General features: G+C 48.3%; 6 protein-coding genes. All 6 read right to left on the bottom strand.

The features are described from left to right. Positions 1–68: 68 nt before the first annotated feature. Positions 69–1037, bottom strand: coding sequence for a PorP/SprF family type IX secretion system membrane protein (locus tag PP178_RS09930; RefSeq protein ID WP_272594189.1), 969 nt, complete (start codon positions 1035–1037; stop codon positions 69–71). A gap of 4 nt (positions 1038–1041) precedes the next feature. Beyond that, positions 1042–3045 carry a gliding motility-associated C-terminal domain-containing protein gene (locus tag PP178_RS09925; RefSeq protein WP_336298533.1) on the bottom strand — a complete coding sequence of 668 codons (2004 nt, stop codon included), beginning with the start codon at positions 3043–3045 and terminating at the stop codon, positions 1042–1044. 23 nt (positions 3046–3068) lie between these two features. Further along, positions 3069–13586 carry a hypothetical protein gene (locus tag PP178_RS09920; RefSeq protein WP_272594188.1) on the bottom strand — a complete coding sequence of 3506 codons (10518 nt, stop codon included), beginning with the start codon at positions 13584–13586 and terminating at the stop codon, positions 3069–3071. Positions 13587–14062: 476 nt separating this feature from the next. Beyond that, positions 14063–17443 (bottom strand): FG-GAP-like repeat-containing protein, encoded by a 3381-nt coding sequence (locus PP178_RS09915; protein WP_272594187.1) that lies wholly within the window; start codon positions 17441–17443, stop codon positions 14063–14065. 152 nt (positions 17444–17595) lie between these two features. Then, positions 17596–22014: an Ig-like domain-containing protein gene (locus PP178_RS09910; RefSeq protein ID WP_272594186.1), complete on the bottom strand. Its 4419-nt coding sequence runs from the start codon at positions 22012–22014 to the stop codon at positions 17596–17598. Positions 22015–22232: 218 nt separating this feature from the next. Further along, the gene (locus tag PP178_RS09905; RefSeq protein WP_272594185.1) at positions 22233–23915 is read right to left on the bottom strand and encodes an immunoglobulin domain-containing protein; all 1683 of its coding nucleotides are present in this window, start codon (positions 23913–23915) and stop codon (positions 22233–22235) included. Between the last annotated feature and the right edge of the window lie 180 nt (positions 23916–24095).

Raw genomic sequence — 24095 nt, 5'->3', positions numbered from 1 at the left:
CACAAAAATAAGACCTTTAAAGGATTAAGCAGTGGAGCTCCTATAGAAAAAAGAAATTCAAGGATAAATCAGAAGAATCGGGGTGATTTCAGGTTGTCGAGTGCTTTGATAAAATCATATCTCAATAAGACCTCGAAAGAACCATCATTAAAGACAGCTTGTCCTAATTCTGTGATCTCCCGGTCATAAGCCAACCCGATCAGGAATTCAGAAGAAATCTGGAATCCGACCATAGCACTCAGTGCGGCATCCCAGCGATAGGCAGCGCCCATAATCAATTTTTCATTGTACATGAAATTGGCTGAGACATCAATTTGTAAAGGTGCGCCAGACACTACTTTAGTCAGCAAGGTAGGCTTAAACTTCCAGAGCGGGTTCATGTCAAAAACATAGCCGGTGATGAAATAATAGTTGATCTCTTCCCGGGCCGTTGACAGGGAAGACGAATCAAAATGTGAAGTCTCTAATATCCTGGGTGCGGAAAGCCCCGCATAGAAATGCTCTGTATGGTAGTATACGCCTGCTCCTAAATTAGGAGAGAACTTATTCTGAATATCGGTCTGCAAAGTAGGATCCGGACCGCCCGGCTGACTATAATCCTGGTTCAGCTCTGAGAAACGCACATCCAGTAAATGCCCACTGGCTTTTAACCCAAAGCTGAGCCGTGCCTCATCAGAAGTCTTTACGGTATAAGAGAAATCAACGTCTACATAGGTTTCCGAAGTAGGGCCAATCTGGTCATTAATTACTGAAAGTCCTATCCCTACCCCGTTATATCCTAAAGGGGTATGAAAGTTAAAAGTCTGTGTTTTGGGGGCACCTTCCAAGCCTACCCATTGTGCCCTGTACAGAGCAGCAATACTCAATTGCCCCCTGGAACCGGTATAACCCGGGTTTACACTCACGGTATTATACATGTACTGTGTGTACTGCGCATCTTGCTGGGCCATGGAATTCAGGTGCAGACCCAGGAAAATGATCAAAAGCCATAAGCCCTGGAACTTGAATGAGTGATTGTGGTTGACTGACTTGCTCATGGTTTTACTTATTTAGGTAGATATACCCGGACATGGATTTCATGTTTCCTGCGGTCTCTTCGTATTCAAGGACGTAGAAATAGGTTCCTACCGGCAATTTATTATCCTGCTCCACGGTCACCCTTCCTTCAGAGGTACCATCAAAGACGTTACCCTGTGAATTGTAGGACTGAGTCACATATACAAGAACCCCCCAGCGGTTGTAAATATGTATGGTGTTATTCGGGTAGCGATCCAGACCATCAATTTTCAGGAAGTCGTGTACACCATCACCATTAGGGGTCACCACATTGTAGATCAGCACCTCTGCATAATTGGGTTCCAGGTAATCCGGGGTACCGTTTCCATCAGAATCATCGTTGGTAAAGTTTCCGTCGTTATTCACATCTTCCTTGGTGGTCAGGGTACCATCTCCGTCATCATCGATATCACGATAGTCAGATTCCCCGTCCCCATCCGTATTTGGAAGGTCTAGCAACGGATTGTCAATCTCATCATTGACATCTATATCAAGTGTAGATGCACCTTCATAACCATCATCAAGACCATCATTATCCTTATCGGAACCTATGTAGACTACATCCGGTACACCGTCACGATCAAAATCGTGAGCCTCTATGTAATCCGGCACCCCATCATTATCGGTATCATCGTCCAGGTAATCCGGGAGGTCATCATTATCCGTGTCAATCGGGAATATTCCGACCGCGTCTGATTCATAGGCATCATCCAGGCCGTTTTCGTTCTCATCAACTCCAGAAGGTGGAATATAAAGAGCGGTAGGTTGTGACTCCACGTTGTCCGGGATTCCGTCATCATCACTGTCAATGTCCAGGTAATCCGGCACTCCATCCCCGTCCGTATCCGTCGGGTTGGTAGTGGCATCATTGTCCCCGTCAAGATTCAGGTCCTCAAAACTATCCACGATACCATCGTTGTCGGCATCCAGGTCTACGCCCGGCTCAACCACGATAATAGTTACCGTGGCCGTACTACAGTGGCCCAGGGTATCACATATGGTATATTCAAAGCTGTCATTGCCCAGGTAATCCGGGTTTGGCGTATAGGTGTAATAATCGTCAAAGGCATATACTGGTGTACCGTTCGAGTTATGAACCAATGTCCCGTTCGTGGTATTGGTATTGCTGATAGTTCCACCGATAGGCAGGTCATTATCATTAAACAGTACGAAGATATCTATAGGCACATTCTGCTCCGTAGAACGGGCATCTACAATTGCATCCAGTACAGGGATCACTGTCACCGTTACCGTAGCCGTACTGCATTCTCCCGAGCTGTTACAAACCGTATAATCAAAGCTGTCAGGACCATTGTAATTCGGGTCCGGGACGTATGTCAGCAGATCATCGCCGGGAACATTCGGGGTGCCGTTAATGTCTATGACTACAGTACCATTAGCAGGATCTGTGGCAGTAAGGGTACCCGATGTCGGGATCTGGCTATCGTTATCATAGATAGGGACAATGAGACTGGTATCTTCATCCACCGAGACCACATCATCTTCAAGTATTGCCGATTGATCCATGCATACCACTGTAAAACTGGGCAGGGCCATAGTATTCCCCACTTTAGTGATAGACGCCGTATACTTAGTTACGGTCTGGGTCGCGATGACCAATGGCATGGTCTGGTCTCCCGGAAGTGGAGGATCCCAGCTTATGGTAGCTGACGGACTCACATTAGCCGTAATATCCAGGGTTACTTCGTTATTGGGTGAATTACAATTGGTCACAATAAAGTACCCGGTTGCATTTTTTCCACACAGCGTGCCATCATAGGTCGCAAAATAAATTCCCGGATCGGTGACTTCGTAAAAGAAATCGGTTCCCAGTACCGTAGCCGTATCGGAAGCTTCATACCATTTGTAATTAGCCTCGTCCCCCGCATTGGGTGCCTGCAGTAAAAACTGGGCATGAACAGCAGCGGAACCGATCAAGAAGATCACGGCCCCGAGTATTAATTTCCCATAAATGCTGCTGAATTTCAAACCCCGTTTTATTGTTTTAGGTATTATTTTACGACGAAGACCACGTTGATCAATGAATTATAATCTGCCGGCTGTCCGATGATATCATAAGACAGTACCCCGTTGGCATCAATACTCATATTGGCAAAAACTGCCGGGTCTGCATAAGTGACATAGTAATACAATTCTCCTGCGGCATAGGTAGGTACCGCAGCAGGAGCTCCTGTGCTGGCAACAGCAGGTGTAGCAAACTGGGCTGTATACTGTGCATAAAGATCCACGCTGAAACTTCCATTAGTTGAGGCATCTACAGCAATAGAAGGAGGATAAAAAATCCTTGCCGCTTTTGAGGTAATGGGCGCTATGGCCTGGATCACCTCTTCTACGTTGGTCTCCAGTGTAGGTGAAGCTACTTCCGCCTCATCCATGTCTATCGGAGTTCTTAACAGAACCTCGTCATCATACTGGTCATCGGTGTTGATGCTTGCCAGGTCTACCGTCTCGTTGCTGCCATTCTCTATCCCGATAGTCAGTACCGTACCTGCCAGGCCGGAGCCGCTGATGTTCTGGTCATCCGTACCGCTGTTGTCCAGGCTGGACAGGTCTACGGTAGTAGAACCGCCATTTTCGATATCGATCTGCAGGATATTGCTCGCATTGAGGCTTGCCCCTGTCAGGTTCTGGTCATCCGTCCCACCATTGTCGTTGATCCAGGAGTAGTTCCCGGCACCGTCCGTAGAGAGTACCTGTCCCCCGGCTCCACCCGCAGGCAGTTCGATCTCGTTGGTCGAGTCGTTATCGTTATCCGCGATCGATACGGTTCCTCCTCCATTAGACAGGGTAAGATCCGTTCCGGCACGGGAAATGGTCTGTAATTCATTCGCGGCATCGGCATCCGCATCGTCCACATTCAGGTTCAGGGTATTTCCATCTTCTATAGAAATGTTCCCCGCTGCACCGGTTGTAGACAAGGTCTGGTCATCCGTTCCACTGTTATCCAGGGCCGAAAGGTCTACCACGTGAGCAGGCTGGCCGTCGGCTTCAACTTCCAGGGTCAGCTGGTTAGTGACACCATTAAAGTTAAAGGTATCCACACCCTGGTCATCCGTATTGATGGTTGCCAGGTCTACGGTCTCGTTGGTACCGTTCTCGATACCAATTGTCAGTACCGTTCCGGCAAGACCGGAACCACTGATATTCTGATCATCAGACCCCCCATTATCATTGATCCAGGAGTAGTTCCCGGCACCGTCCGTGGATAATACCTGTCCTCCTACACCACCCGCAGGCAGTTCGATCTCGTTGGTCGAGTCGTTATCATTATCCGCGATCGATACGGTTCCCCCTCCATTAGAAAGAGTAACATCTGTACCGGCGCGTGAGATTGTCTGTAATTCGTTAGAAGCATCAGCATCGGCATCGTCCACTAAAGAGGCTAAACTGATTACCTCTGAAGTTCCATTCTCTATCCCTATGGTCAGGTTAGTACCTGTCAGGTTAGAACCACTGATGTTCTGATCGTCCGTTCCACTATTGTTAAATGGAGTCAGGTCTACACTATTCCCGTCAGCAATAGAGAGGGTGTTCCCGGCCAGGGATAAGGTCTGGTCATCCGTATCGGTATCGATACTGCTGATGTCGATAGTATTTCCGTTACTTATGCTCAGGTTATTCCCGGCAAGACTTAAGGTCTGTGAATCCGTACCTCCATTATCATTGATCCAGGAGTAATTCCCGGCACCGTCAGTAGACAATACCTGTCCTCCTGCTCCACCTGCAGGCAGTTCAATTTCATTGGTCGGGTCTGCATCGGCATCATTCACCAGAGAAGCTAAACTGATCACTTCAGAAGTCCCGTTCTCGATACCGATGGTCAGGTTAGTTCCCGTCAGGTTAGAACCACTGATATTCTGGTCGTCTGTATTAATTGTTGCCAGGTCTACAGTCTCGTTGGTACCGTTCTCGATACCGATAGTCAGTACCGTTCCGGCAAGACCTGATCCGCTGATGTTCTGGTCATCCGATCCGCCGTTGTCATTGATCCAGGAGTAATTCCCGGCACCGTCCGTAGACAATACCTGTCCTCCTGCCCCGCCTACCGGCAGTTCAATTTCGTTGGTCGGGTCGTTATCGTTATCTGCGATAGATACGGTTCCCCCTCCGTTAGAAAGGGTAACATCTGTACCGGCGCGGGAAATGGTCTGTAATTCATTCGCGGCATCGGCATCCGCATCGTCCACATTCAGGTTCAGGGTATTTCCATCTTCTATAGAAATGTTCCCCGCTGCACCGGTTGTAGACAAGGTCTGGTCATCCGTTCCACTGTTATCCAGGGCCGAAAGGTCTACCACGTGAGCAGGCTGGCCGTCGGCTTCAACTTCCAGGGTCAGCTGGTTAGTGACACCATTAAAGTTAAAGGTATCCACACCCTGGTCATCCGTATTGATGGTTGCCAGGTCTACGGTCTCATTGGTTCCGTTCTCGATACCAATAGTCAGTACTGTTCCTAATAATCCGGATCCGCTGATATTCTGGTCATCTGTTCCACTATTGTTAAATGGTGTCAGGTCTACGCTATTCCCGTCTGCAATAGAGAGGGTATTCCCAGCCAGGGATAAGGTCTGGTCATCGGTATCAGTATCAATAGTACTGATATCGATAGAATTTCCATTACTGATGCTCAGGTTGTTCCCGGCAAGGCTTAAGGTCTGCGAGTCCGTACCTCCATTATCATTGATCCAGGAGTAGTTCCCGGCACCGTCCGTAGACAATACCTGCCCTCCTGCTCCACCCGCAGGCAGTTCAATTTCGTTGGTCGAGTCGTTATCGTTATCCGCAATGGATACGGTTCCCCCTCCATTAGAAAGGGTAACATCTGTACCGGCACGCGAAATCGTCTGTAATTCGTTTGCAGCATCCGAATCGGCATCAATAGTATTGATCACCACATCAGAACCGTCATTGTTGGTAAAGGTATAAGTGCCGTCACCGTTATCCGTAACATCGGCCTTGCTGATCGTCTGTGCTGCACCACTCTCGTTGGTGTAGGTAAAGGTACCGTCAGTGTTATCCACGATATTGGTAACCGTTTCGGAAATGGTTACCGAAGCTACATTCAGGTACAATGCCCCGTCTGTTCCTGCTGCTATATCGTTATTAGCATCCGTACTGATAAGACTGGTAGAAAGTGTTCCTCCTCCATCGGTCAGCTGTACTGAACCGGCGTTCATACCCAGGCCGGTGTTAAATTCGTTTGTCGCATCCGCATCAGCATCGTCTACATTCAGGTTCAGAGTATTTCCATTCTCTATAGAAATATTCCCTGCTGCACCGCTGGTTGACAGGGTCTGGTCATCAGTATTGATTGTCGCCAGGTCTACAGTCTCATTGGCACCGTTCTCAATACCGATAGTCAGTACTGTTCCTAATAAACCGGATCCGCTGATATTCTGGTCGTCAGAGCTTGTGGAAACAATCTCGTCAATAGCAGCCTGTGTGTTCCCGGCCAATAAGCCGGATGTACTATTGTCATAAGTAACCTCGGCAGCGGTCTGGTCATCCGTTCCCCCGTTATCATTGATCCAGGAGTAGTTCCCGGCACCGTCCGTGGATAGTACCTGTCCACCTGCTCCACCCACAGGCAGTTCGATCTCGTTGGTCGAATCGTTATCGTTATCGGCAATAGAAATAGTTCCTCCGCCATCAGAAAGGGTAACATCTGTACCTGCCCTGGTAATGGTCTGGAATTCGTTGGTCGGGTCTGCATCGGCATCATCCACTAAAGAAGCTAAACTGATCACCTCTGAGGTTCCGTTCTCTATTCCTATGGTCAGGTCAGTTCCGGTCAGGTTAGAGCCACTGATATTCTGGTCATCCGTACCACTGTTATCCAGGCTGGAAAGGTCTACCGTAGTAGAAGTTCCATTCTCGATGTCGATTTGTAATATGTTACTGGCATTTAAGGTAGCAGCCGTCAGGTTCTGATCATCCGTACCTCCATTGTCGTTGATCCAGGAGTAATTCCCGGCACCGTCCGTGGATAATACCTGTCCTCCTGTTCCACCCGCTGGCAGTTCAATTTCGTTGGTCGGGTCGGCATCCGCATCATCCACCAGAGAAGCTAAACTGATCACTTCGGAAGTCCCGTTCTCAATCCCTATAGTCAGATTAGTTCCTGTCAGGTTAGAACCACTGATGTTCTGGTCGTCAGAGCTGGTCGAAACAATTTCATCTATAGCATCCTGGGTATTCCCAGCCAGCAAGCCGGAAGTAGTATTATCATAAGTAACCTCGGCTGCAGTCTGATCGTCCGTTCCTCCATTATCATTGATCCAGGAGTAGTTCCCCGCACCGTCCGTAGACAGTACTTGCCCTCCTGCCCCGCCCACCGGCAGTTCAATCTCATTGGTTGAATCGTTATCGTTATCCGCTATAGAAATAGTTCCTCCACCATCAGAAAGGGTAACATCAGTTCCCGCCCTGGAAATGGTCTGTAATTCGTTGGTAGTATCTGAATCGGCATCAACAGTATTGATCACTACATCAGAACCGTCATTGTTGGTAAAGGTGTAAGTACCGTCACCATTATCTGTAACATCGGCCTTGCTGATCGTCTGCGCTGCACCACTCTCGTTGGTATAGGTAAAGGTGCCGTCGGTGTTGTCCACAATATTGGTTACCGTTTCTGAAATAGTTACAGAAGCAACGTTAAGATACAGGGCACCATCAGTTCCTGATGTTATATCGTTGTTGGCATCAGCACTGATCAGGTTCACGGATTCTGTTCCGCCCCCATCAGTGATCTCCAAAGCACCTGCAGTAATTCCGGATCCTGTGTTAAATTCATTGGCAGGGTCTGCATCTGCATCGTCTACATTAAGATTTAAAGTGTTTCCATCTTCTATGGTAATGTTACCAGCTGCACCGGTAGTAGATATCTGCTGATCATCCGAGCTATTCGCCACGATCTCGTCAATGGCAGCCTGGGTATCGGCAGCCAGTAAGCCGGATGCCGTATTATCATAAGTGACCTCTGCGGCCGTCTGGTCATCTGTCCCGGGGTTATCCAGGCTGGACAGGTCTACAGAGGTAGAACCGCCGTTCTCAATATCAATGGTCAATAAATTACTTCCATCCAGGGTAGCAGCGGTCAGGTTCTGATCATCAGAACTTCCCGAAACTACTTCGTCAATGGCTGCCTGCACATCTGTTGCCAGGAGGCCGGAAGCAGTATTGTCATATGGGTTGCTCGCTGCATTGGTGTCAATATTGAGGAGCGTAGCACCAAAATTGGTAAAGGTGTAGGTCCCGTCAAAATTATCGATCATATCGGCCTTACGAACCATCTGCGCGGTACCATCCTCGTTGGTATAGGTAAAGGTCCCGTCCGCGTTATCCACCAGGGTAGTCAGGGTCTCCGTAAAAATGGTGACTGCTCCGTCTTCCGCGGTATAGGTAAAACTTCCGTCTCCATTATCTGTTAGGGTAGAAATAGAAGTATCGGTGATGGTGGTCACATTCCCGGCTGCATCCGTAAAGTTGTATGTCCCGTCCCCGTTATCCACTAAAGCAACGGTTCCCGCAGCAGCATTCACCTCGTCGATAGCCGCCTGTACATCGGTAGCGACAAGACCTGAAGTGGTATTGTCATAAGGATTGCTATTGGCATTGGTGTTGATAGACTGGGTCGCACCGGTCTCATCCGTATAAGTGTAAGTTCCATCTCCATTATCGACCAGGGTAGAAACCGAGGTATCTGTAATGGTGGTCACATTCCCGGCTGCATCCGTAAAGTCGTAAGTGCCGTTCCCATTATCCACTAAGGCCACAGTACCTGCAGCAGCATTTACCTCATCGATGGCCGCCTGTACATCGGTAGCCAGAAGTCCGGAAGCTGTATTATCATATGGGTTGGTGTTGGCCCTGGTATCCAGGAGCACATCAGATCCATCATTGTTGGTGAACTGGTAAGTTCCATCACCATTGTCCGTGATATCTGCCTTATTCACAGTTTGTGGCGTACCATCTTCATTGGTATAGGTGATAGTGCCGTTACCGTTGTCTACCAGGTTAGTAACCGTTTCCGCCATGGAAACCGAGGCTACATTCAGGTAAAGCGCCCCGTCTGTACCGGCTACAATATCGTTGTTGGCATCAGCACTTACCAAGTTGGCCGATACGGTTCCGCCACCATCAGTGACTTCAAGAGCTCCCGCAGTGGTTGCAATTCCCGTATTGAATTCGTTCGCAGGATCAGCATCCGCATCATCCACATTCAGAGTCAGGGAATTGCCACCTTCTATAGTAAGGTTACCCGCAGCTCCTGTAGTAGTAATAAGCTGGTCGTCAGTTCCGCTGTTATCCAGGCTGGAAAGATCTACTGTGGTAGAAGATCCATTTTCGATACCTATGGTCAATACATTTGCTCCATCCAGCGTAGCACCGGTCAGGTTCTGATCGTCTGTACTTCCTGCGGAAAGTTCATCGATAGCATCTTGGGTATTATTTGCTAATAATCCTGAAATGGAATTATCATATAAAATTCCAAATGCAGTAAAATCTAGAAGAACGTCCGAATTATCGTTATTGGTAAATGTTAAGGTTCCATTTCCATTATCAATTATATCAGCTTTCCAGATTGTGGTTTTAGGACCTTTTTCATTAGTATAGGTAAAACTTCCATTATTATTATCCACAAGATTGGTAATCGTTTCATTTTTGGCATCATCAACATTTAAATAGAGTGCTCCATCTGCTCCTACTTTAATATCATTTCTAGCTTCGGAACTTATTAAATTGGTTGAGAGCGTTCCTCCGCCATCAATTATTTCCAAGATACCCGCACTAATACCGGCAGCTGTATTATATTCATTGGTAGGATCAGCATCCGCATCATCCATGTTTATTGTAACAACCGCACCCACTTCATTAGTGTAGGAGAATGTCCCGTCCCCATTATCCACCAGGGTAGAAACCGAGGTATCAGAGATAGTGGTCACATTACCTGCGGCATCCGTAAAATCGTACGTGCCATCCCCGTTATCCACCAGGGCAACAGTCCCCGCGGCAGCGTTCACCTCGTCAATAGCCGCCTGTACATTGGTAGCCGCTAAACCGGAGATCGCGTTGTTATAGGGGTTGCTGGACGCGTTCGTGTCGATAGACTGAGTGGCTCCGCTCTCATCGGTATAAGTATAAGTTCCGTCCCCATTATTGACCAGGGTCGAAATAGAGGTATCAGTGATGGTAGTGACTGCACCGGAAGCATCAGTAAATTCGTAGGTTCCGTCACCATTATCCACTAAGGCTACCGTTCCCGCAGCAGCATTTACCTCATCGATGGCCGCCTGTACATTTGTAGCTGTTAAGCCTGAGAACAGATTATTATATGGGTTGCTAGAGGCGTTTGTATTGAGAATTTGGAAAGCCCCTGTCTCATCGGTATAGGTATACGTACCATTACCGTTATCGACCATAGTAGATATCGATGTATCTGTAATAGTAGTCACATTCCCGGCTGAATCCGTAAAGTCGTAAGTACCGTCCCCGTTGTCCACTAAGGCCACAGTGCCTGCAGCAGCGTTTACTTCGTCGATGGCCGACTGCACATTTGTTGCCAAAAGACCCGAAGCCGTATTGTCATAGGGGTTACTGATGGCATTGGTATTGATGTTCAGCGTCGTACCCCCAAAATTGGTAAAGGTATACGTGCCGTCAAAATTATCGATCATATCGGCTTTCCTCACCAGTTGAGGGGTGCCGTCCTCGTTGGTGTAGGTAAACGTACCGTCGTTGTTATCCACCAAAGTGGTAAGGCTTTCAGTAAATATGGTCACTGCACCATCTTCTGCCGTATACGTAAAACTTCCGTCCCCGTTATCCGCCAGGGTAGAGATCGAGGTATCGGTAATGGTAGTCACGTTGCCAGAAGCATCCGTGAAGTCATATGTTCCGTCTCCATTATCCACAAGGGCAACAGTACCTGCAGCAGCATTCACCTCGTCGATGGCCGACTGTACATTGGTCGCTGCCAGGCCGGAGATCGCGTTGTTATAAGGGTTGCTACTGGCATTAGTATCGATAGACTGGGTTGCCCCGGTCTCGTCGGTATAGGTATAGGTTCCGTCCCCATTGTTCACCAGGGTAGAAACCGAAGTATCAGAAATAGTGGTCACATTACCTGCGGCATCCGTGAAATCGTAAGTACCATCTCCATTATCCACCAGGGCAACAGTGCCCGCAGCAGCGTTCACCTCGTCAATAGCCGCTTGTACATTGGTGGCAGCCAGGCCGGAGATCGCGTTGTTATAAGGGTTGCTACTGGCATTAGTGTCGATAGACTGGGTTGCCCCGCTCTCATCGGTATAAGTATAAGTCCCGTCACCGTTATTCACTAAGGTAGAGATAGAGGTATCGGTTATTGTTGTAACTGTTCCCGAAGCATCGGTAAAATCGTAGGTTCCATCCCCATTGTCCACAAGGGCGACAGTACCCGCAGCTGCGTTCACCTCGTCGATGGCCGACTGCACATTGGTCGCTGCCAGGCCGGAGATAGCGTTGTTATAAGGATTGCTACTGGCATTAGTGTCGATAGACTGGGTTGCCCCGCTCTCATCGGTATAGGTATAAGTACCGTCTCCATTGTTCACTAAGGTAGAAACCGAAGTATCGGTAATGGTAGTCACATTCCCGGCTGCATCCGTAAAGTCGTAAGTACCATCCCCGTTGTCCACTAAGGCCACAGTGTCTGCAGCAGCGTTCACCTCGTCGATGGCCGACTGCACATTGGTCGCCAAAAGACCCGAAGCCGTATTGTCATAAGGGTTGCTGATGGCATTGGTATTGATGTTAAGGGTAGTTCCACCAAAATTGGTAAAGGTATAGGTGCCGTCAAAATTATCGATCATATCGGCTTTCCTGACCAATTGAGGCGTTCCATCCTCGTTGGTGTAGGTAAAAGTCCCATCATTGTTATCTACCAGGGTCGTAAGGGTTTCCGTGAAAATAGTAACGGTTCCGTCTTCCGCGGTATAGGTAAAACTCCCATCGCCGTTATCCACCAGTGTAGAGATAGAGGTATCCGTGATGGTAGTCACTGTCCCGGAAGCATCCGTAAAATCGTAGGTTCCGTCACCATTATCTACTAAAGCTACAGTTCCTGCGGCGGCATTCACTTCATCGATAGCGTCCTGAACGTTTACAGCCAGTAAGCCGGAAGTGGTATTATCATAGGGATTGCTCGATGCATTGGTATCGATAGACTGGGTCGCCCCGCTCTCATCGGTATACGTATAAGTGCCGTCACCGTTATTCAGTAAGGTAGAGATAGAGGTATCGGTTATTGTTGTAACTGTTCCCGAAGCATCGGTAAAATCATAAGTTCCATCACCGTTATCTATTAAAGCTACAGTACCTGCGGCGGCATTCACCTCATCGATAGCGGCCTGTACATTGGTCGCAAACAGACCGGATACCGTATTATCGTATGGATTACTGATCGCATTGGTATTGATGTTCAGCGTAGTTCCACCAAAATTGGTGAAGGTATAGGTGCCGTCAAAATTATCGATCATATCGGCTTTCCTCACCAGTTGCGGGGTGCCGTCCTCGTTAGTATAGGTAAACGTACCGTCATTGTTATCCACCAAAGTGGTAAGGCTCTCCGTAAAAATGGTCACAGTACCATCTTCTGCCGTATACGTAAAACTTCCGTCCCCGTTATCCACCAGGGTAGAAATCGAAGTATCAGTAATGGTAGTTACGTTGCCCGAAGCATCTGTGAAATCATAAGTACCATCTCCATTATCAACCAGGGCAACCGTACCCGCAGCAGCATTCACCTCATCGATCGCAGCCTGTACATTGGTTGCGAATAATCCGGAAACAGTATTATCATATGGATTACTGGACGCATTGGTATCAATGGTCTGTACGGTATTAGATTCGTCTGTATACGTGTAGGTACCATCACCATTGTCTGTGAGGGTAGAGATCGACGTATCTGAAATGACTGTAACCGTGCCATCGGCATCGGTAAAAGTGTATGTGCCGTCACTATTATCAACTAATGCAACATTAGACGTAGCAGCGTTTATCTCGTCAAGCGCTTCCTGTACATTACCTGCCAGCAGACCGGAAACCGTATTGTTATAGAGTACTTCAGAGGCCACCTGGTCATCCGTACCTGTATTGTTAAGAAAGGAGAGATCCACGGTAACCGTATTGCCATTCTCTATCTGTAAGGATAGTATCCTGGAAGCAGGGTTAAAGCTGAAACTTTGGAGTTGCTGATCATCGGAGGATGTCAGTTCCCAGGAATTCCCATCCCAGAAATAAATGATACCGGTGTTGGTGTTCACGTAGATGTCGCCTACGTCGGCACCTGTTGGGGTGGCAGCCCCGGGGGAGGTTACAGCAGTTCCGCTTAAGACTTCACAGTTGCATTGATCCTGCAAGCTGACCGTAGTCTGCGCGAATACTGTCCCGGATATCAGAAGCAATAGAAATAATATCTTCTTACCCATGGTCATATCTTTACTTGTACTCTTAATCTTCAAATTCATTTTGTTCTCGAAATTACCCTATCCCGGCCTGTAACTCAGGCTGAACAAATTGTACCGAAATTTTGCTGAATCCAGCTCGACTTAGAAGGAATGCGATGCCATTTCCAGGCAGCTTGATTTGAGCGGTTCGCCGGTCTTTTTAATGCAGCGAAGATTTTGGTTGGTTGATACTTCATAATGTCGGTTCAGTTTTTCAACGTTTGGTCATGTTCCGAACCGAGTTAAACTCAGGGGGTTCACGTCCAATTTATTTATACCATACAAATTTAACCGTATGCTTACCCTAGGAAAATAATTGTTGTGTAAGTAGCCTTTAAGACGGTCAAGCAGCGAAAAGTTGAGGTTTTGTTTAATTTTTGTTTCATTTTACAGACCGTTTCGTTGGTCGATGAGGGCCACTATTGCAATACTTCACGATGGGTGATCTCCCGGCAATTCAGAGTATAAATTCGATGAACTACAGCCTTGAGTCGGGACTAATTTCTGTTGACTCTGTAGGTAATTCTTCGGTTAGATATCACGGTATTTACTCGTAAAATTAAAGTAGCTGTTGTGGAGGTTTCAGTACTGCAGATATACATGGTATTGGCAGTTAAAACCCGGTATTGGTCACCGTTGTTTTCCGCAGTCACATTATTTAATACCAGGGTGGCTGTCTGGGTGCCGGAATATATACCGGAATCGCTGAGATCGACCCAGGAAGAGCCGTCAAAATACTGCCATTGATAGGTATCTGCATTGCCGGCTAGCACGTTAATTACAGTATCACAGCCCGGACATACTGCTGTATCCGGGGGTTGTACGCTGATTACAGGGGCTGCCCCGGCTTCCTGGTGATCTGCAACCGAATTGGTATTGATGTCCGAAGGCACAGGGTAGGCAGCTGCTGAAACCCGCCCCCTTGCATCGGTAGGCGGTAGAGTTCCCGTACCGTAATACATATTGTCTCCCCCATCTGCTGAAGGATCATTGTAGGCTTCATTGGCATCACTGCAACCATCATCATCGCTATCCGTATCGAGGTAATCCTCGGGATCTGTACCATCAGAATTTGTGATCCCATAGTTAATGGTCCCGCTTTCCGGGCTGGTTTCCACGATATCTGCAAGTCCATTCAGTCCAAAGGTGCTGTTCACCACGCCATTGCTATGGCCGCGGTCGTGGCCGGCTTCCACGGCATCGTATATGCCGTCATTATCACTATCCAGGTCCAGGTGGTTGGCAATTCCGTCAGAATCCAGGTCTATACCGTAGGTTTCCGGATTTACATAATTATTGATACAGGCAAATTCTATAGCGTGCTGTCGTCCACCTGCAGAAGCACCATCAACCCTGGCCAGTGCACCCACGCGGATGGTAAGCACCGAAACAGAATTATAATTTACTGTGAAGTTGACTTCAGGATCTGAGTTGGTGGAGCCGGGATGATCAATCAGGGAACCGGTGGCCACGACCCATGACCCATCTGTACCCATCGTAAGTTCGGTGGGGTTATCGATTGTGAAGGTTGAGGGATTATCTGCCCAGTTCTCCTCGGCATAATTAGCTCCCCCGTCAATATCATTGAAATTTATGAAGAGCCTTGGTATCACCACAGGGGTAGTGCCTCCGGAATTCACGAACTCCATCTTGTATTCGATATATCCCTGGTCCCCTGTATTCGGGAAACTAAAGGCGGTCTGGGGTTTAAAGGATGATGCGGCACTGCCATTGTTATCAATATTGGCCACAGTGGCGTTAAAAGTCTGCACGATGGTTACCAGGGCGTCTGTCCCGGTAGTTACATCCGGGAACCTGTAAACTGCACCCTGGGTGAGCGCAGTCCCGGATTCAAGGGTCGGAGCCAGGGAAAAATCCAGGTTCGTCTCCCCACCGCAATCCGGTTGGTCATTATTGATGATCTTGCCGATTTCTTCTGTATCAGGGATCCCGTCGTTATCATCGTCCAGGTCATCGCGATCTGCGATCAGGTCGCCGTCCGTATCCGGGGAGATAGTGATATATACGTTGGCCGAATCCTCTTCGGCGGTAAACGTACAATTGGAATTATCCCGCATGGTATAACTGAACTGGTCATTCCCGGAATACCCGGGGTCCGGGGTATAGGTTATGGTTCCATCCCCGTTAATCACCGCAGTTCCGTTTACAGGCACTGTTACCGATATCACTTCCATGGGTTCCCCTTCAGGGTCTGAATCCGGGCCATCTCCGTTGTTCGCCAGGGCATCAAAGGTTACATTTCCATCCTGGACCACGGTGATATAATCGTTTTCAGCCACCGGGGGCAGGTTCGCAAGGTCTGTAAAGACCTCCAGCAGGTTGATATTCCCGTTAAAGTAATCCACTGGCCGCAGCTGTTGCCTTACGATCACCCTGCCCGAACTGGTCCTGGGGTATGATACTTCAACCACAATGGGAGTAATTGCTCCGCCGGGCAAGCCGAAATGAATCATTCCCGGTTGCTGGGTCCCATGCCCATATCCCCCGTTCACCTCCCTGACCCCGGAAATCACATTCCCATCACAGTCCAGGATCCTGGCGGTAGATCCAACCCCGAATCGTTCTTCCGAACCTGTCAACCCCAATTCATCTCGATCTTCCTTTATATTGATGAATAAATGGTTGTTCCTGTTCATTAGGCCCAGGTTATTTATAAATAATCTATTGTTTCCTTTCCGGTTGACATAGATATCCAGGTCTCCATCCTGGTCTATATCTACAAAAGAGCTTCCTTGCCCATCAGTAACATTGAAAGCCTGTCCGGAATCCATGAAGGACATAGGTCCTCCCCCGTTATTTATTTGATTGAGGAATAATTTGGTAGTACTACTGCCTGTAAGGAAGATATCGATATCACCGTCATTATCCACGTCCCCACAGGCCAAACCTTCAATCTGCCCTGCAAAGCTCAGCGGAATGCCTGTTGCTGCGCCCAAGGGAGTCCAGGTACCATCCCCGTTATTGCGGTGAATCTGGTTACTGCCGTTCTCGGTCCAGAAGAGATCAAAATCCCCGTCATTATCAAAATCATAGAAAGCCACAGAACCTTTATTCCCATTATCGGCCTGGTCAATATCCACACCGTCCTGGAAAGTACCACCAACATTAGTAAAGAGATCTACCTGGTTTTTCTTTCGCACCACAATGTCAACCCAGCCGTCATCATTGAAATCCGTAGCAGAACCATAATCCCCATCGGTGGCATCCTGTACCAATCCCAGGGGCCAGGTGGTTGGATCTGCAGCATTGTATGGTGGGTTAGGGCTGTCGGTCTTACGGGTGACATGGGTAAAAAAACCATTCCCGTCATTTTGCAAGATATCTATTCCAAAATTATGGTTATCCACAAATATGTCAAGGTCCCCATCCCCATCGTAATCCAGTGCCCCCGCCCCTTCAGTGTTCATTCCATCTGTAAAGGAGGTAAATTGCTGGCTGGGCAGGGTTCCCCCTGCTCCGTCTCCGAAGCGGTTTGTAACCGGGTCCTGCAGATAGATTCTTATGTCATTATGTTTATTCCGGAAAATGTCGGGGTAACCGTCATTATTAAAATCGACGAAAAGTGCCGTGCGTTCCAGCGACCCGTTATTGAAGTCGGGAGCCAGGGCTGCTGTCTGGTCTGTAAAGACACCCCCGTCGTTCCTGAGCAGGTACCCAGGCCCCTGGGTATTCACCACCAGGTCAAAATCTCCATCCAGGTCATAATCCGCCCAGGCATGACCACCGTCCTTATTCCCGCCTATGTTTATTCCATAGACAGCAGCACTTTCTGTGAAGGTAGTCTGGGAGTACGCGGCAAATGAGATCCACAGACATACTACCTGGAATATTAATAGAGTATTTCTCTTTATTGCCATGGGGAAAGGGAGATCATGTGCTTTGATTTGTGTAATTAGCTGTTTATCAAACAACTGCTTCTCTAAAATCTTATAAAACGCTTAGTTAGAGAAATATATGTTGTAAAGCCCTCAAAACACACGTTATATCATTAAATACCTGTGGTTTAACCTCAATCAGGATTCGCCCGGACCGTGATCCTCCTATTGGTGATTATCGTCCTGAGTCGAACTGTTAACAGTGCCCCTGCAGAAGTGACCGGGGGGCAGGCGGATCCGGATTGGAATGCCCGAAGCCGGTACAGGTAACCATTCTTAGGAAGTTGCACATCGGTAACGGTCAGTGTTAGTGTATTGGTCCCAGTATATTCAGATCCGTCGACAATATCGGAATAGCTACCTCCCCCATTCATACTTACCTGCCATTGATAGGTATTGGAATTTGTCGTAGCCGCAGTAAAGACCGCATCAGCATTTACAAACACTGTCTGATCTGCCCCAATGGTCGAGGTCGCAGGAAAATTCTCAGTAACACTGATCCCTGTCCTGGTACCACTGACACAGCCGGTAATGGTATTACGGGCCTCCGCATAATAAACTCCAGGCCCGGGAGGAGTATAACTCAGGTTACCAGCCAATAATAAATTCCCTCCGGATGCCGCATCATACCAATCTACGGTATGCCCGGCTCCTACGGTAGCTGTGATGGTGGGAACAGGATCCCCACTGCAATACGCCTGGTTCCCGCCACTGGTGGGCGCATTCACTACGGGACACGAGCAATCCGGGGCAGTAACAGGGAGCGTTTCCACACAACCATTGCCATCAGTAACGGTCAGGAGAATATCTGTCCCGTCCGGGACATCGGTAATATCCCATACATTCCCACCCGCATTGGTCACAGTACCTGCAGAGCTGGTCACCGTACCCCCACTTACCGTAACTTCCAGGGAATAGGCGGTAAGGAAAATATTACAGCTGGGCGCATCTGTGACGGCTATCGTTGGCCGGGGCTGTATAGTAAGACTAACCGCAGTCCGAGTAGCACTGGGACAACCCGAACCTGAATCCTGGGATTCCGCGTAATAGGTAACGGTTCCTACACTACTCAGCGTGGGGCTTCCCACCGTGTTTCCGCCGGTAGGAGCATCATACCACACCAGATCGGATCCCGGGGGCGCCGTAGCCGTGGCGGTCAGGGTCTGAACAGGATTATCTGCACATTCCACCTGGTCTCCCCCGGAGGTGGGTGGATCGGGCAGTACTACTGTCAAAGTAGCGGATGCGGAGGTAACTGTACTACATACATAACTGCTGCTCGAGGATATAAGTCGGTATTGATTACCATCATCTGACGGCTGGGCGGCTGTGATCACCAGGGTATTAGTACTGGTCCCACTGTGTATTCCACCATCTGTAATATCTGTCCACGACGCCCCGTTATACAACTGCCACTGGAAGGTATCAGCATTGGTCACCATAACCGGGAAAGTAGTGTTCCCATCAGCACAGATCTCCCTATCCGGAGGTTGGGCAGTGATGACGGGTGGAGCTTCGGCCTGCCGGTAATCGGGAGTACTATCAGCGTCCCCATCTGCCGGAACCCCATAAGATGCTGCGACAACTGTACCATCCGTATTAACAGCAGGAGGATCTCCTGTACCATAATACCCATTTCCATCCCCATCGGCTGCAGAATTTCCATAGGCCTCGTTCGCATCTACACAGCCGTCATCATCACTATCATTATCGAGGTAATCCGTAGCATCAGATCCATCTGAATTCCTTATTGTAAAATTTATTATTCCACTTTCAGCACTGGTTTCCACAATGTCAGCCAACCCGTTTAGGCCATAGGGACTGCTGAGCACTCCATTGGTATGCGGGAGATCATGACCCGCTTCTACAACATCATATATTCCGTCATTATCCGAGTCCGGATCCAAATGGTTGGCAACACCATCCGAATCAGAATCCAGGCCATAAGTTTCCGGGCTTACATAATTTGTAACACAATTAAATTGGATACTATGCTGCCTGCCCCCTGAACTTGCTCCGTCCTGGAAGGCAACAGCTCCGAAGCGTACCGATATTTCGGACTTGGAGTTATAGTTTACATTAAAATTCACCTGTGGATTTGCATTACCAGCTCCCGGATATCCCGCTGTACCTGAAGTCCCTATCACCCATGACCCCTCCTGTGTCATGGTGAGATCGGTCGGGTTATCAATAGTGTAAGTAGAGGGATTATCAGCCCAGGTCTGTTCGCCATATTGTGCACTACCATCAATATCATTGAAATTCATAAAGAATTTGGGCACAACAACAGGGGTGCTGCCGCCAGCATTCACGAATTGGATGTGATACTCGATATATCCAAAATCTCCTGCTTTGGCAAAATTAAATGCCGTCATTGGCTTAAAGTAAGACGGGTCTGACCCGTTATCATCTATGGTATTGATGGTGGCATTAAATATATCGGTAATTGTGATAAGTGCGTCTGTACCCGTAGTTACATTGGCGACGCGGTAAACAGCGCCGATCTGCTTGTCTGTACCCACTTCCAAGACCGGGGCTGAACTGAAATCCAATACGGTTTCACCCCCGCATAAAGGCTGGCCGGTACTCACCAGAGTTGCCAGTTCGTCTGCATCCGGGATCCCATCATTATCATCATCCAGGTCTGTGCGGTCAGGGATGGCATCCCCGTCATTATCCGGTGTACAACGGAAATTGGAGGTCGATTTCATGGCTTCCACATAGCTTATGTTTTCATCACCATTACCATCACCTCGTTTAAAGCGAATATATAGCCAGTCTATGGGCGAAATGAAGGTGAAATCTAGTTGGGCATTAAACCCCACCTGGGTCCATGGTCCGGTGGCACTGGAGGATACCCAGATATCCAGGTCGTCCCCATCTTCACCATTCACGGTAACTTCGTCCCCGTTATTGATGAGCTCACCCATTTCGAGAATCAGTTCATCTCCATTACTGTTCAGCCTGGCATTCGTATTATCGTCATTGCCAAGCGCATTATCTTCATTACTTACACTATCGTCAACGATTACAGCAGTAGCATAGACCGGGGCATAGGTAAAATACTCTTCGTTGGTCTCACCTGCAGGACAAGAGATGGTATCGTGTATGATCACTTGGTAATCCTCTACTTCCCCGTTATCAGCTGTAGTATTCCCGGGTGCGAGACCGGTCTGGCTAGAATACCGGAACCTGGCATAGGAAACGCCCGGTGTAGCGGTAACCGGGATAGGCACATTGAGGGTAATAAGTCCTCCTGATGGTGTAACATCTGTAGCGATCTGTTCCCCTGCATCCAGGAAATCACCATCCCGGTTAAAATCGATCCAGGCACTGAGTACCCCGGAACCGGCTGCGACAACATCTATGGTTTTCACAGTACCAAGACTCAACAGCTGATTGCTGAAATCTGTACCTCCACTGGTCACCCCGTCTTCATCATCACCGTTATCATCATCACTGCTCCCGGTACTGAAATTCACAAAGGGGTCTTCACTGTCCGGAGGTATGGTACCAAGGTATACTGAAACAGGTGTACTAGCTATTACCGGTAACCTGTGCGAGGCATAGCCGTAAGAAGAAGGGGCATCTCCACTGTCATCTCGTACTCCGAGGTTACCCATAATAGACTCCACATCGCCAGTACTGCCTAATTGCGCTACGGGTACCATGGCACCGGAAGGCACATCTACGCTGAACAGCATCCTCCCCTGCCCGGCCTGCCCTTCATCCTCAATATAGTTTTTCCCATCACTGGCATAAGTAATTCCTTCCCCGTCTACCGCCAGGGCACTTGTAAAGGCATAGGTAGTGACCCCGGTAGAAATATCCAGGCTGTAGTAATCCACGTTGTCATCATTCTGAACGTAAAACCCGGCACTGACAGGGTCCCAGGAGACACCGTCCGCGGTGGTCCGGGCGCCGGATAAAGGTTTTGGATAACCGGAATAGGGTGTCCAGGCAGGATTAGGCCCATTAGCATTTGGGTTCATGGCCATGACCCAATCGCCCCCACCACCGTTGTAAATAATAACCAGTATTTCTTCCCCAGTAGTGTTATTGATATAGAACTCTGCTCCTTCCACGTGACCTCCGCAGACCGCGGGTTTAACCAACAATGCTATTCCGGTAACCGGGTCTATGGAATACATATCAGAATTACCTCCATTATCTCTGAAGACATAAATCAGCTGATCTGTGGAGCGGAAACCACCACCCTCTCCAGAAAACGTTATGGGAGCCCCGCCAAAGGTGATATTGACAAAGGTGGGGGCCGGCAACGTAGTCGGGTCCGGAGCCACGTAATATAGTTCTGAACGGTTGTCCGCAATACTGTAAAGAACAGGTAAGCCCCTGTTAGGGTTAGGCACGATTACCGGAAGGGGGTCTAGCTGCCCATAGGAATGGACACAGAAAAAAAGGAAAATCAGGAAGCGTATGAAATAGGATCTAATAAAAGTATTTAAACAAGGCTTCGCCCTGCTTACATGTTTCGCGTTGAACCCATGAAAGTCAACGATCACTTCCGGTAGTGTGTTAGCCTTTAATGCCATTACTTCCCGGACACAGGGTAGAGGCCTTGGTTAGTCCACGAAATATCGCCCCTGTATCAGTAATATCAAAAATATGTGCTTAATTCCCTGATAACCAATAAATGATGTCAACCTGAACTTATTGGGGGTGAATCGGATGATTTCTGAGGTCAGGTCCTTAATATTTCCTGATATTTCTCCTAATGATCTGTAAATCTTAGCCTTATGAAAAGATTGATCTAGTCTGGCCTGATCCTGGGCGTTATCGAACGATTGCTTATGATAGAGCCAATCCTGACGGTCAGCTGTGCTGATAAAGAAGGGGTGGGCGGGCAGGAAGAACCACTCTTAGAGGCCAATAGGCGATACAAGTAGTTATTCTGATTGATACCTACCGTATTCAATGTCAGGTTAAGTGTCTGTGACCCGGAATAATTTGGTCCGTCAACTAGATCAGAATAACTTATCCCCCCATCTACGCTAACCTGCCATTGGTAGGTATCTGCAGAAGTTGCAGAGGCGGTGAAAACAGGAACCTGACCAACCAAAACAGTACGATCCGGACCAATTGTTGCTGTTGGCCTGGGATCTTCACTGACCGAAACAGCAGTCCTGGAACTACTGGTACAGCCCGATACGCTATTCCTGGTCTGTGCATAATAAGTACCTGGACCGGAGGGTGTATACGTCTGGGTGCCGGAAGCTAACAGGACACCTCCTGAAGAGGTGTCATACCAATCTACTGTTTCCCCGGCGTTTACGGTCGCTGTGAGTTCGGGTACCGGATCTCCTGAACAATAGCTCTGGTCCCCTCCGCTCACAGGGGCATTTAAAGGGGGACAGGTACAATTGGGAGAAGTTACTGCGACCTCATCCGTACACCCATTAATTTCTGTGACGGTGATTACGATATCAGTGCCAGATGGCACATTGCTCACGCTCCATTCATTTCCGCCGAGATCGGTAACGGTACCTGCCGTGCTGCTGACAGAACCCGAGCTTACCGTTACTTCCAGGGAATAGGTATTGGTCAGAAGATTGCAGAGTGGGGCCCTTGAAACCATGATCGTGGGACTGGGTTTCAGGGTCAGCGATACAGGGGTACGAAAAATACTGCGCCTGTCAGCATCTACATCATCCACACTTTCGGCATAGTAGGTAACCGTTCCAACCGTATTCAAGGTGGGACTGATTTCACTTCCCCCGGTTTCGGTAGCATACCATACTACGTAGGCATTCTGAGGAGGGGTGGCAGAGGCGGTGAGCGTTTGTACGGGCTGTTCTGCACATTCTTCCTGGTCCCCGTCACTTGTCGGGGGTGGTAATGCTGTTTCAAGATCATCAAATGAATAGTCTGATCCGCCATTACCGTTACAGGTAGAGAATTTTTCAGTGCCTATGTAAATTACCTGGGAAGCGTTACAGCTTTTATTCGTACTGATGGTGCCCCCCTGGTTAATGACACGGGAGCCTTCGGGAAGGTAAATATTCGCATTTTTCACCCATTCTAATACCCCGTCTATCTCTACAACAAGATCCCTGGTATGAAGATCAAAATCTCCATTATCAGGAATTAACAAGATATCATCAGCTCCGGAACGGTCCCCTATAAACAGCTCGTTAATCATGAAAGCATTTACATCGATGTTCAGGGTTACCGTATTTCCGCCCCTTACAGTTACCCGGTCTACATCCGAATTCTGCCCTGGATAATCTACGGCTGCCACCCATGCCGTGCCGTTATAACGTTGCCACGTAGTAGGATTGTTCCAATTACCGCTGATTACGGATCGATAATCCCCTGTGGATTGTGAATGGATAGCCTGTATTCCGGATACCGCAGCTAACACCATACATAGCACCAAAATCCCATAGGATCTCCTGAAAGCTAAATATTTTAACTGCTGTGTTCTGAGGCTCATTCAATTTTCATTAATGCGTAATTGGAGGAAGTTTATGAATTTTCCTATGAGGTACTATGGTCAACCTGACAGGTATCATTAATCCACCTGTATACTTTCCTAGGATTCTTAAACTCACAAATCTACTGAACAGTACATCTAAATTCTAAAATTTGTTGTGAAAGTGGCTGATGGCGCTGT

This window comes from Zeaxanthinibacter sp. PT1, from assembly GCF_028464225.1.
Taxonomy (GTDB): Bacteria; Bacteroidota; Bacteroidia; order Flavobacteriales; family Flavobacteriaceae; genus Zeaxanthinibacter.
This window is presented reverse-complemented; position numbering and strand designations above follow the sequence as displayed.